This is a genomic window from Hymenobacter aerilatus, assembly GCF_022921095.1.
Lineage (GTDB): Bacteria > Bacteroidota > Bacteroidia > Cytophagales > Hymenobacteraceae > Hymenobacter > Hymenobacter aerilatus.
Genome location: NZ_CP095053.1, coordinates 3,799,917 through 3,812,849 on the forward strand (window position 1 = coordinate 3,799,917; position 12,933 = coordinate 3,812,849).

A 12,933-nucleotide genomic window follows, 5' to 3' on the forward strand; every position below is an offset into this window, starting at 1 on the left:
TTAAAATAAGTTGTCAGTTGCTAGTTGTCGGTTGTCAGTTTGGATAAGCTTTCGCCTTGTCCTGACAACTGACAACCAACAACTGACAGCTAGATAATTACTTCGAAGCGTATACCGCTGACAAGTCGCGGGCTACCTGACGGATAGCGTTGGTTACGCTGTCGTCCAGTTTGCCAGCTTTCAGGGCTTGCAGGGCCTCAGGATGACGGGTGGTCATTACCTGTACGAACTCCTTTTCGAACTCACGCACCTTGTTCACGGGCACTTGGTCAAGCAGACCGTTGGTAGCAGCGTAGATAACGGCTACCTGATCTTCCACGCGCTGGGGAGAGAATTGCGGCTGCTTCAGGATTTCGAGGTTGCGACGGCCGCGTTCAATGGTAAGCTTGGTCGAAGCATCAAGGTCAGAGCCGAACTTGGCAAAGGCTTCCAGTTCGCGGAACTGCGCCTGGTCCAGCTTCAGCGTACCGGCTACCTTCTTCATCGACTTGATCTGGGCGTTACCCCCTACCCGCGACACCGAAATACCTACGTTGATAGCCGGGCGCACACCCGAGTTGAACAAGTTGGTCTCGAGGAAAATCTGGCCGTCCGTAATCGAAATTACGTTGGTCGGGATGTACGCCGAAACGTCACCAGCCTGCGTTTCAATGAGCGGCAGGGCCGTCAGCGAGCCACCACCTTTGGCGATGTGCTTGATGCTTTCGGGTAGGTCGTTCATATCGCGGGCAATCACGTCGGAAGCGTTGATCTTCGCGGCCCGCTCCAGCAAGCGGCTGTGCAGATAGAATACGTCACCAGGGTAAGCCTCGCGTCCGGGAGGACGACGGAGCAGCAGCGACACCTCACGGTAAGCTACAGCCTGCTTCGACAAGTCATCGTACACTACCAGGGCCGGACGGCCCGTATCGCGAAAGAACTCGCCGATGGCAGCACCCGTGAAGGGAGCGTAGAACTGCATAGGAGCCGGATCCGAAGCCGAAGCCGATACTACTACCGTGTAATCCATAGCGCCGCCACGTTGCAGGGCGTTTACTACCTGGGCTACCGTAGAAGCTTTCTGACCTACAGCTACGTAGATGCAGAATACCGGCTCGCCGCGGTCGTAGAACTCGCGTTGGTTCAGGATGGTGTCAATAGCTACCGTCGACTTACCCGTCTGACGGTCACCAATGATCAGCTCGCGCTGACCGCGGCCAATCGGAATCATGGCGTCGATGGCCTTGATACCGGTTTGCAGCGGCTCGTTTACGGGCTGACGGTAGATAACACCAGGAGCTTTGCGCTCCAGTGGCATCTCGTAGGTTTCACCTGTGATAGGACCGCGGCCGTCGATGGGCTGGCCCAGCGTGTTTACCACACGGCCAATGATGCCCTCACCTACCTGGATAGCAGCAATCTTATTGGTACGGCGCACCGTAGCACCTTCCCGGATATTGGAGTAGTCGCCGAGCATTACGGCACCTACGTTGTCCTCTTCCAGGTTCAGCACTAGGGCTTGCAGGCCGTTTTCAAATTCAAGTAGCTCCCCCGACTGGGCTTTGCCCAGCCCGTAGATGCGGGCTACACCGTCGCCTACCTGAAGCACCGTGCCTACCTCTTCGAGTTCAGCTTCGGTCTTAAAGTTCGACAATTGCTCCCGCAGAATAGCGGATACTTCATCCGGACGTACTTCTGCCATGACTTATAGTTGGGATTGGTAGGGGTTCTTAGAAAATTCGGTCCGCAATTTTTGCAGGCGGTAGCGTACGGAATCGTCGATGAGTTGGTCGCCTACCCGCAGCACGAAGCCGCCGATAAGGGCCGGGTCTACTTTTTCCGTTAGCTGCACCTCTTGCGAGCCGGTTTGCTGTTGCACCAGCGTATTCATGCGGGTGCGCAGTTCAGCTGTGAGCGGAGTAGCCGTAATTACCTCGGCCACTTGCACGCTTTTCAATACATTATACTGCTTAATGAATTCTGGCCCGATGAACTCCAGCGCGCTTTCGCGATTTTTCTGGGTTATAATGGACAGAAACTTCATTGTCAGATCCGAGACTTTGCTCCCAAATACAGCTTTTAGGATAGCCAGTTTCTTATCGTGATTCACGATAGGGTTGCGAAGCAACAGGCGCAAGTCGCGGCTCTCGTCCAGCGTCTGGCTGAACAGGTCCATATCAGCCTTCACGGCTGCCAGATTACCCTGCTCTTCTGCCAGATCCAGCAGCGACTTAGCGTATCGGGAAGCAACTCGTTGTTCAGACATTTTTTTTAGCTGATAGCTGATGGCTGATGGCTAGTAACTCCTGTCGTGCTTGTAAAAGCCAACAGCTAACTGCCATTAGCAAACAGCTTAGTTAAGCTTTACTTCTTTCAGGTAAGAATCCACTAGCTGCTGCTGGGCGGGGGCGTCGGTCAGTTCGCGGCGCAGAATACGCTCAGCCACGTCGATGGACAGCTGAGCAGCAGTGTTCTTCACCTCGGCCAGCGCCATATTCTTTTCCTGTTGGATAGCTTCGCGGGCTTGCGTAATCATACGGTTGCCTTCCTCCGTTGCCTTATTCTTGGCTTCCTCAATGTGCTGGGTAGCAACAGCCGAGGCTTCTTTCAGAATACGGTCGCGCTCCAAGCGGGCTTCAGCCAGCAGCTTTTCATTGCTAGCTTTCAACTGCTGCATTTCCAGCTTGGCCTGGTCGGCCATGCGCAGCGCGTTTTCGATAGAGGTTTCGCGCTCCTTCAGCGAGCTGAGGATGGGGCGCCAGGCAAACTTGGCGAGCAAGAACAGTACGATGAGGAAAATCACCGTCTGCCAGAAAATCAGGCCTAATTCGGGGGTTACGAGATTCATGGGAGGGTCGTCAGTCAGCGATACATCGTACTGCGTAAGCAAAAAACAGGTAGGTAGGTGCAGTAAGAAAGAAGCGGCATCTTACGCAATGCCACCTTCCTATAACTCCCTACCTGAAAGCTGAATCAGCCCGCTACGCCGTGCGCCGAAGCGAAGCGCAGCGGGCTGCTCCATCTACTGCTCTACCTTATTGGGGCGACAGGTTGAGGGAAATCAGCAGGCAAACTACCACTGCGAACAGGGCCAGACCTTCAATCAGGGCGGCTACAATCAGCATAGCAGTTTGGATCTTGCCCGAAGCCTCCGGCTGACGGCCGATGGCTTCCATTGCCTGACCACCAATACGGCCAATACCCAGACCAGCGCCCAGGGCTACCAGACCAGCACCGATACCGGCACCGAATACAGCCAGACCAACCGAATTGGCAACCTGCAACAACAAAGAGAGAAGCATAATAAAAGAGGTTTGTGGGGAGTGTGAAAACAAAAAAAACAGAGTCGTGAAACTTTAGTGAGCGGCCGTGGGAGCCACATGGTCGCCCTCCATCTGGTAGTCCGCCTCATCATGATGATGCTCTTCCACTGCACCGCCGATGTACATGGCGGTGAGCAGTGTAAAGATGTAGGCTTGCAGGATAGCTACCAGTAGTTCCAGAATATTGATAAACAGGCCGAAGGCCAACGAAGCAGGGCTGATAGCCAAGCTGCGGAAGATGAAAATCAAGCTAATGAAGCTCAGCGTTACGATGTGGCCGGCCGTCATGTTGGCAAACAAACGAACCATCAACGAGAAGGGCTTCACAATCACACCAATCAACTCCACCGGAATCATGATGATCAGCAGCGGCTTGGGTACACCGGGGGTAGCGAAAATGTGCGCCCAGTAGTTTTTATTGCTGCTGAACAAGGTGATGAGCAGCGTCATGGCAGCCAGTGTGAACGTCACGGCAATGTTGCCGGTGAGGTTGGCGGCGCCCGGCGTGAGGCCCAGCAGGTTGTTGAACCAGATGAAGAAGAACACTGTGAGCAGGTAGGGCATGTACTTCTCGTACTTCGGCCCAATAGACTTCTTGGCTACCTCATCACGAATAAAAATGATGATGGGCTCGAAGAATGATTGCAACCCGCGGGGCGCTTGCCCGTGGCGCTTCTTGAAGCCGTTGCCGACGCTGATAAATAGAATCAGCATAAGTACGCTGCTCAACAATAGAGCAAAAGCGTTTTTCGTTAAGGAGAAATCGTACACCTTGCTGCCGTCCTCGGCTACCAGATGCTCGTGCTCCAGCTTCAGGCCGTTGTAGGTTTCACCTTCAGCCAAGTGTTTCGACGAAAACACCTCTACTCCTTTGCCGGATTGGTAGGCAATGATGGGAAGATAGGTAGTGAAATGGTCGTTGTCGGTAGAGAACCAATGCCACTCGTGCGAGTCACCAATGTGGTGCAGAATCATCTCGCCTGGCTTGAAGGCTTCCGAGTCCGAAGCCTCCGTCATGGTGTCGGCTGTGTGCTGCGCGAAGACGGGAAGCGAAAGAATGCAGAAAAGAGCTATAAATAAACGCTTCATTCAGAAAGGCTTAGTGTCGTGTTCACAAAAACTTCATGTAATAGTTACACCCCGTTTTGAAAACGGGCGCAAGTTACTCAGAACAGTCCACACTTCAAATCCGGCAAAGAGAAAATAGAGGATAAAAAAGGCACCTAGGAAGGTCCACCGTGCGTCTCCTTCACGGGCGCCACCCCGGTAGAGATACAGCACAACCAAACCTAACGACAAAAGCAGCCGCAAAATCATGGAGCCAAAATAAGCTGCCATGAAGTTATCGGGGCTGATTTGTACCAGTCGTTGGGTAATCCAGTATGTAATGATGGTAATCAGAACGAAGAAACCAAAGATATATCCTGCTAAGGGGTGCACTAGGGTGGTACCATACTGCGTGTGCAATGCATAGAGCACGGCGCCGATGAGCAAAGAGAAGATCAACAGCTGACGAAAAAACTGTAGCATATATTTTTTGTAAGCGACAGAAGCGCTATTTATCCTGAGTAACGGACCGAATTACTTGGTACATGGCGCTAATTACTCCAACAAGCACAAAAGCCACAGTCCACCACGGTTTCTTGGTGTTTAAGTAGTCGTCCAGCTTTATTCCGATGAATGTGAACACCCCAATAATACCCAGCATTTGAAACCCCAGCCCAGAATATTTGGCTAGTGCACGCAAGCGGCTGTCGCTATCGGAATCAGGCTCGGGAGGGGTAGGAACGGCCATAGAAAAGGCGTTGGGGGTGCGAAAGTATTGATTTTCGGCGTACTACCTGTTTCCTTACGGAAACTCCTGCCAGCGCGTCGGCCCATCGGCGCGGAAAATCCCGTAATTTTACCTGTCTGACGGCGTTGTGTGGAAAGTACGTGCAGTATAGCCGAACAAATTGGCTGATAGCGCACGTTTTAATTGCTCTGTACCGCGTCATTCTGCCTGTGCCTTTGACCACTCTGCTACCTTTCCGTCTGCCCACTGCCTTGGTTGGCTGCTTGCTATCGGGCGCACTACTCACGGCCTGTTCTTCCGAGAACCGCTCGCTGGTGGGCCATGCCTACGACAACGTAGTGGCCCGCGACAACGCGTATTTTCTGGCGCGGGAAAAGATGCGTGCCGTGGAGGCAGATCTGTACAAGGCTCGCGTGAATGACTACAACCACGTGCTGTCGTTGTTTCCTACCCCCGACGAAGCTACAGCCACGCGCCTGGCCGCTGACCTCGACGACATCATTAAGAAGGCCTCCCTACCCATCCAGCACCGCCCCGGCAGCGACTGGACCGACGATGCCTACCTGCTGGTGGGCAAAGCGCGCTTTTATAAGATGGAGTTTGAGGATGCGGTGAAAACGTTCCGCTTCATCAATACCACCAGTCCGGACATCAATACGCGACACGCAGCCCTGATTTGGCTGATGCGCTCCTTTTTGGCAATGAAGGAGTATGAAAGTGCCGCCGCCGTTTCGTCGGTTCTAGAGCGGGAAGAAGGTACACCGGCGAATGCCAAAGACCTGTTTCTGACCCGCGCCGATTATTACTTGGCGATGAACGAGCCACAACGGGCTATCGATAACCTGGAGCGGGCGGTACCTCTGGTTGAGCCAAAGAACGAGCAGTCGCGCACGCGTTACATTCTGGCCCAACTCTATCAGCAGGCAGGCGAAAACAAAAAGTCCTATGCTGAGCTGAATCAGATTTTAAAGCGCAACCCGCCCTACGAGCTGGATTTCTACTCCAAACTGTTGCTGGGCCAGGTATCGGAGTTGGAACAAGAAGATCGGACGCGGCTGGATAAATACTTTGCCAAGCTCCTCCGCAATCCTAATAACAAGGAGTATCGGGATAAGATCTACTACGAGATGGCGCGCCTCAATTACCGGCAGCAGCGCTACCCCGAGGCCTTGGCACTTTTACAGCAATCGGCTAGGGCTGGGGGTAGCAACCGGGCACAGAAGGGCTACACGCAGTTGCTCGCTGGGCGTATTTATTACGACAACCTGCAGAAATACCGTGCTGCCGCGGCCTACTATGATAGTGCTGTGCAGGCCATGCCCCGCGAAGTACCCGAATATGCCGTGACGGCTGAACGCAGCGAAGTGCTGCAACAGTTTGCCCAACAGATTACTATCGTAGAAACGCAGGACAGCCTGCAAGCCTTGGCCAAGCTTTCGCCGGCGGATCTCGACACTCGCCTAAATGTCTACGCCCAAGCGGAGCTGGACACGCGGCGCGAGGCAGAAGTACGCGCCAAACGGGCAGCGGAAGCACAGAACAGACTGCAAACAGCTACTGGCCTTAGTCCTGAGCGGTCTGGCAATGTAGGCACCGACCCTGATTTATTTGCCAGTACTAGCACTGGCGCGGGCTGGTATTTCGACAACCCTACTTCCATGAGTACTGCCCGTGCCGATTTCTTGCGGAAGTGGGGCAACCGACCATTGCAAGACAACTGGCGCATTGTAACGCAAGCCAGCAACGCTCCTGTGAATGACCAAAACGGGGGCGCACCGGCTGCAGCAGTAGTTGCGGGCACCGCTACCGTTGTGAATGGTGCTCAATTGGGCGCAGCACCAACAGCCGCGCCTACCCCAGAAGCTCAGTTGCAAACGCTGGTAACGCAATACCGCCAGAGCATTCCGCTCACCGAGCCGCAATTGCAAACCTCACAGTTGCAGGTAGAGGAAGCTTTGTTCGCGCTGGGAGCCATTTACCGCTTGCAGTTGCAGGAGCCCACTAGCGCTATCGAAACTTACGAACAACTACTAACACGCTTCCCAACTACCAAGCACGCACCCGAGGCATACTACAGCCTATATCTATTATATAAAGATCAGAAAGACCAAAAGGCCGAGGTATACGCGAAGAAGCTGCAGGCGCAGTTCCCCAATTCATCGTATGCCAAGTTGGTAGCAGATCCGGAATATTTGCGGCGTGTATCTGTCACCAATGAGAAAATGGGGGTGCAGCTAGACTCCGCATTTGCGCAGTATAAGCGGCAAGCTTTCGTGCAAGCGTCAGCTACTCTAGCTCAGGCCCGCAAACAGTATCCCGACACCGACCTCAACGACCGGGCAGCTTACCTGAACACGTTGCTCACCATCCGGACTCAAACGCCACCTACCGCCAAAGCAGCGGTGGAAAAGTTCATCAAGGATTACCCGGAAAGTCCGCTGGTAAGTGAAGCTACTACTTTGCAGGCATCGTATCAGAAGTATGAGGCGGGACAGCTACCGGGCGCACTAGCCAGCACCGACAAGCCAATTGTTTCTAATTTCAGGCCTGGCGAGGTAGATACCAGACCACGAGCGTACTACCAGGCCAAAGTACCCGTGGCGCCGGTAGAGGTGTACCGACCAGAGCGCCCGGCACCTACACCAGCGCCTGCGACAGTGCCTACCTCAGCTGCTACTCCTGCCTTACCAACTGGTACCTCCAATCCTGTACCAGCCCCGTCATCATCAGTACCTACGCCAGTCCCCGGTCAAGCATCTACCCCAGGTACTGTGGCGCCTCCTACTGCCGGCACTACTCCTGCGACTACGGCAGCAGAGCCGGTCAAACCGGCTACCCCCTATAGTGTTGCCCCTGCTTCTACGCACGCTATAGCATTGGTTTTTTCAGCCGATGCTACCCTACTCTCGGAGCTACCCAAACAGCTAGAGGCGTACAACGGCCGTTTCTACCGCGCCAAAAATCTAGTGGTGCAGTCTGAAGCACTGGGCAATGCACAGGTATTGGTGGTTGTGAACAGCTTGCCTACCCTGAAGGAAGCTCAGAGCTACGCACTTAAACTACGCGGCCCGCAGTCCCCCTTAAGCAAGTTGCGCGGCGCAGGCTACCAGACTGTTGTGATTAGCACAGAAAACCTGCCACTGCTGCGCCAAACCAAGAACCTGGATGAATACCAGCAGTTTTACGACAACAATTTCCGCTAATTTTGAATGAAGTTTTACAGGAAGCGCTCCGTTAATCTGTTGCCGTTTTCCATCTGTAAATCAGCTATTTGAAAAGCTTGTGATTTACTTTTTAATGCTTCATTATTAATTCCTAATTCTGTTTCTCCCATGGCCTACCCTGCCACGAAGAATAAACCATCCTCGCGCAAACCCCAACGGAGCCACCGCTTTCAGGGCATTACCCGGACGCTGTGGGTACTGTTTGGGGGCGGGCTGGCGTTGTTTGTTCTGTACGTTTGGGCTGTCAGCGTCAATTTCCTGAACCTGTTTGGGCGCATGCCTAACCTGAAAACGCTGGAAAACCCTAGAAGCGAACTGGCCTCCGAAATCTACTCGGCCGATGGCGCGCTGATGGGCAAGTATTTCCGCGAAAACCGCACTCCCGCCGAATACAAAGACCTACCCCAGAATCTGATTGACGCCCTCATTGCTACTGAAGATGTACGCTTTGAGGCCCATTCAGGTATCGACCTGAAAGCCATGGGCCGTGTGGCAAGCGGTATTCTCACGGGTAGCAAAGGCGGCGGCGGCTCTACCCTTACACAGCAATTGGCCAAGCTTCTGTTTCGCACCCGCGAGGATTTGAACGATGGTCTGTTGAACGACACGAAGGGCCTGCGCGTGCTTATTGTGAAAACGAAGGAGTGGATTATGGCCGTGCGCCTGGAGCGCAACTACACCAAGCGCGAAATCCTGCGCATGTACCTCAACCAAGCTGAATTTGGCTCGAATGCTTTCGGGATTAACGTAGCGGCAAAAACCTTTTTCAATAAGAAGCCCAAGGATTTGAAATTGGAAGAGTCGGCTTTGCTGGCGGGCTTGGTGAACGGGCCTTCTTGGTTTAATCCGGTGCGCAACCCAGAGCGCTCCAAGCGCCGGCGAGACTGGGTGCTCGGTCAGATGCAAAAGTATGGTTACATCTCAGAGCCTGAGTATTCGAAGGCCGTGGCCACCAACATCAAGCTGAACTACAGCGTTGAGAATCAGAACAAAGGCATTGCGCCGTATTTCCGTACGGAGCTGGGCAAGCAGCTCTTGCAGTGGGCCCGCGAAACCGACCACGACCTGTACGCCGATGGCCTGAAAATTTATACGACTATCGACTCGCGTATGCAGAAATACGCTGAGCAGGCCGTGGCCGAACACATGACGCAGCAGCAGAAGCTGTTTGACCGAGTGTGGAAAGGCCAGCAGCCCTGGCGCGATGAGAACGGCCGCATCATTCCAAACTTCCTGCAAACTGCTATCAAACGCACTGGCCGCTACCGCTCGCTCAATAACCGCTTTGAGGGCAACAAGGATTCCATCAACTACTACCTGCGTAAGAAGTACAAGATGACGGTCTTTACATGGCAGGGTGAAAAGGAAGTAACCATGTCGCCGATGGACTCGCTGGCGTATTACAAGCGTTTCCTACAGACCGGCTTTATGGCCATGAACCCGCTGAACGGGCAGATCCGGGCGTGGGTGGGCGGCAACGATTTCCGCTATTTCAAGTACGACCACGTGAAGCAGGGTATGCGCCAGCCAGGCTCTACCTTCAAGCCCTTCGTGTATCTGGCAGCCATCGACCAGGGCTACTCACCCTGCTACCAAGTGGCCGACGTACCCGTTACTTTCCCTGCCGAGGCTGGACGTCCCGCTTACACGCCTAGGAACTTTGAAGGCAAATACTCTGGCCAGATGTATACCATTCGGCAGGCACTGGCGCGGTCGATGAACTCTATTACCGCTTTCTTGGTGCAGAAGGTAGGCCCACAGACAGTGGTAGAATACGCCAAACGACTAGGCATTACGTCTCCCATCGAAGCAGTGCCAGCCGTGGGTTTTGGATCTAGCGATGTGAGCGTATTTGAGTTGTGCGGCGCCTACGGCACGTTCGTCAACAAGGGTGTGTGGACAGCTCCTATGATGGTAACGCGGATTGAGGACAAGAATGGCAACACGCTGATTGAGTTTGTGCCCCAAACCCGTACGCCCATCAGTGAAGAAACCGCCTACCTGATGACGTATATGCTACAGTCCTCTACCACGGAGCGCGGTGGCACTAGCACCATCCTGAAAACTGGCTTCAAATTTCCCTACGAAATGGGCGCTAAAACCGGCACCACCAGTAACTATTCCGATGGTTGGTTTATGGGTATTACGCCCGATTTGGTGTGTGGTATGTGGGTAGGCGGCGAGGACCGCAGCATCCACTTCCGCTCTGGCCGCGATGGCCAGGGCGCCCGCATGGCCCTACCCCTCTATGGCTTGTTTATGAAGAAGGTGTATGCCGATAACAAGAATATCGGCATCAGCACCGGCCCATTTCCGAAACCAGCTAAGCCGTTAACGGTAGAAATTGATTGCAGCCGTTACTATGGTGCCGGTCAGCGCGATACGATTCCGGATGACCAGAAGCTTAATCAGGTGAAACTGGAAGATATTCGCAATCAGGATATCTAAGGTATATAGGTCAGGGAATGTGTCATCCTGAGCAGTGCGAAGGACCTTATCACGTGTGAACAACGGGTGTAACAACGACTCGTTTTACCTTGGTAAAGTCCTTCGCTCTGCTAAGGATGGCACATTTTTGCATTTCTAACACCTGCGCACTAACCACCGCTTATTTAGTAGAAATACTACGCTGCGGAAATTCCTCACTGAACCTCTGTGTTCTACCTCTGCGTATTTCCGCAAAGAACTCATTTGTCTATTCTATGGCCGCCAACGCCCACCTGCAAGAACAAATCCGCCACTTGCCGCATCGTCCTGGTATCTACAAATACTTTGATGACGAGGGCATTATCTATGTTGGCAAAGCAGTGGACATCCGTAAGCGGGTGAGCAGCTATTTTACCAAGCAGGACCACAACAAGAAAACGCAGCAGCTGGTCAAAAACATCAAGCGCATTGAGTTCACGATTGTGGACAATGAGTCGGAGGCGTTTTTGCTGGAAAACAATCTCATCAAACAGCATCAGCCCAAATACAATATTCTGCTGAAGGACGGCAAGACATATCCCTACCTGCTACTGACCAATGAGCGGTTTCCGCGCCTCATCCCTACCCGCAACAAGAAGCCAGGCGATGGTCGCTACTATGGTCCATATGCCAACTTGACGGCCATGAACGTGGTGCTAGAGTTGATTAGGGCGCTCTACCCGCTGCGCACTTGCACTTATAACTTGTCGCCCCAGAATATAGAGGCTGGCAAATTTAAAGTTTGCTTGGAGTATCACTTGGGCAACTGCAAAGGCCCCTGCGAAGGCTTGCAGGACGAGGAAACGTACAACCAATACATCGCGCAGATCCGAAATATTCTCAGCGGCAACCTGACAGTAGCACGTGCCTATTTCCGCGAAAAGATGACGGCGGCGGCGCAAGAACAGCAGTATGAGTTGGCGCACCAGTTCAAGCAGAAGTTAGATAAGCTTGAAGAATTTCAGGCCAAATCGACGGTAGTAAATGCGTCCTTGTCAAACATCGACGTATTCAGCATTGCCTCCAACGAAAAGTCGGCGTTTATCAACTACCTCAAGGTGATGAACGGCTCCATTATTCTGACGCAATCATTGGAGGTCGTGAAGAAGCTGGATGAGTCGGATGCAGATATTCTGGCACCGTTAGTTATGCAGATGCGTGAGGAGTTCGAGAGCCAATCCAAAGAAATCCTAACCAACGTTCCCCTTCCCGATTTGCCTCTACCTGGCGTATCAGTAGCGCAGCCCCAAATTGGCGACAAGCGCAAACTGTTGGAGCTTAGCATCAAAAACGTGCTCTATCTGCGTAAGGAAAAGGAAAGCATGAACGATCGTTCGAAAGATCTGAACGAGGTGCGCATCATGGAAACTATCAAGAAGGATTTACGTCTCACGGAGCTACCCAAGCACATCGAATGCTTCGACAACTCCAACTTTCAGGGCGATAATCCGGTGGCAGCCATGGTATGCTTTCGCAATGCCAAGCCCAGCAAGAAAGACTACCGTCATTACCACATCAAAACGGTAGTTGGCCCCAACGACTTCGATTCGATGTATGAAGTCGTAACGCGTCGCTACCGCCGTTTAGTAGACGAAGGCGCCAGCCTACCCCAGCTCGTCATTGTAGACGGTGGTAAAGGTCAGCTTAGTATGGCTGTTAAAGCCTTGAAAGACCTGAATCTGTGGGGGCAGATGGCCGTCATCGGTATTGCTAAGCGCTTAGAGGAAATCTATGTCCCCAACGACCCCCTACCCCTATACATTGATAAGAAGAGCGAGTCATTGCGCTTATTTCAACGCATGCGCGACGAGGTACACCGCTTCGGCATCACCTTCCACCGCAGCCGCCGTGACGCTGCTACCCTCAAGACAGAGCTTACCGACGTAAAGGGCCTGGGGCCAATTACAGCAGACAAGCTACTTTCAAAATTTAAATCTGTTAAAAAGATTAAAGAACTCACTGAAAATGAACTAATAGCAGAGGTAGGAAAAGCTAAGACTAAAGTATTGCTTACTTATTTCGCAGCGCAGGAATCTGCTACGTCAGAATAGCTTCTTTAATTGATGTATCATATATACGCAAAAAGCCCCAACCAGCAACTGGTTAGGGCTTTCACATAGTCAACTGCTTAATTATGAAATCTGCG

The 12,933-nt window shown here is 52.8% G+C and carries 10 protein-coding genes; 3 read left to right on the forward strand and 7 right to left on the reverse strand.

Features of this window, described 5'->3' with window-relative positions:
* Nucleotides 1-97: 97 nt before the first annotated feature.
* From atpA to MUN82_RS15985, 7 genes are all read right to left on the reverse strand, one after another.
* Nucleotides 98-1,681, reverse strand: coding sequence for a F0F1 ATP synthase subunit alpha (gene atpA / locus MUN82_RS15955; RefSeq protein ID WP_245092042.1), 1,584 nt, complete (start codon nucleotides 1,679-1,681; stop codon nucleotides 98-100).
* A gap of 3 nt (nucleotides 1,682-1,684) precedes the next feature.
* Nucleotides 1,685-2,245, reverse strand: coding sequence for an ATP synthase F1 subunit delta (gene atpH, locus MUN82_RS15960; protein ID WP_245092044.1), 561 nt, complete (start codon nucleotides 2,243-2,245; stop codon nucleotides 1,685-1,687).
* A gap of 87 nt (nucleotides 2,246-2,332) precedes the next feature.
* Nucleotides 2,333-2,827 (reverse strand): F0F1 ATP synthase subunit B, encoded by a 495-nt coding sequence (locus MUN82_RS15965; protein WP_185282241.1) that lies wholly within the window; start codon nucleotides 2,825-2,827, stop codon nucleotides 2,333-2,335.
* A 187-nt stretch (nucleotides 2,828-3,014) separates the two neighbouring features.
* Complete coding sequence (atpE, locus tag MUN82_RS15970; RefSeq protein WP_185282240.1) at nucleotides 3,015-3,281, reverse strand: ATP synthase F0 subunit C; 267 nt, start codon at nucleotides 3,279-3,281, stop codon at nucleotides 3,015-3,017.
* Between the two features lie 54 nt (nucleotides 3,282-3,335).
* The gene (atpB, locus tag MUN82_RS15975) at nucleotides 3,336-4,391 is read right to left on the reverse strand and encodes a F0F1 ATP synthase subunit A (RefSeq protein WP_245092046.1); all 1,056 of its coding nucleotides are present in this window, start codon (nucleotides 4,389-4,391) and stop codon (nucleotides 3,336-3,338) included.
* Between the two features lie 33 nt (nucleotides 4,392-4,424).
* A complete protein-coding gene (locus tag MUN82_RS15980) occupies nucleotides 4,425-4,832 on the reverse strand; it encodes a hypothetical protein (protein WP_245092048.1) in 408 nt (135 codons plus the stop codon).
* Between the two features lie 25 nt (nucleotides 4,833-4,857).
* The gene (locus tag MUN82_RS15985) at nucleotides 4,858-5,097 is read right to left on the reverse strand and encodes an AtpZ/AtpI family protein (RefSeq protein WP_245092050.1); all 240 of its coding nucleotides are present in this window, start codon (nucleotides 5,095-5,097) and stop codon (nucleotides 4,858-4,860) included.
* A gap of 215 nt (nucleotides 5,098-5,312) precedes the next feature.
* Between MUN82_RS15985 and porW the strand changes: the two genes are divergently transcribed.
* From porW to uvrC, 3 genes are all read left to right on the forward strand, one after another.
* Nucleotides 5,313-8,300 carry a type IX secretion system periplasmic lipoprotein PorW/SprE gene (gene porW / locus MUN82_RS15990; RefSeq protein ID WP_245092052.1) on the forward strand — a complete coding sequence of 996 codons (2,988 nt, stop codon included), beginning with the start codon at nucleotides 5,313-5,315 and terminating at the stop codon, nucleotides 8,298-8,300.
* Between the two features lie 129 nt (nucleotides 8,301-8,429).
* Nucleotides 8,430-10,769, forward strand: coding sequence for a penicillin-binding protein 1A (locus tag MUN82_RS15995; protein ID WP_245092054.1), 2,340 nt, complete (start codon nucleotides 8,430-8,432; stop codon nucleotides 10,767-10,769).
* Nucleotides 10,770-11,023: 254 nt separating this feature from the next.
* Nucleotides 11,024-12,838: an excinuclease ABC subunit UvrC gene (uvrC, locus tag MUN82_RS16000; RefSeq protein ID WP_245092056.1), complete on the forward strand. Its 1,815-nt coding sequence runs from the start codon at nucleotides 11,024-11,026 to the stop codon at nucleotides 12,836-12,838.
* The last annotated feature ends 95 nt before the right edge of the window (nucleotides 12,839-12,933 follow it).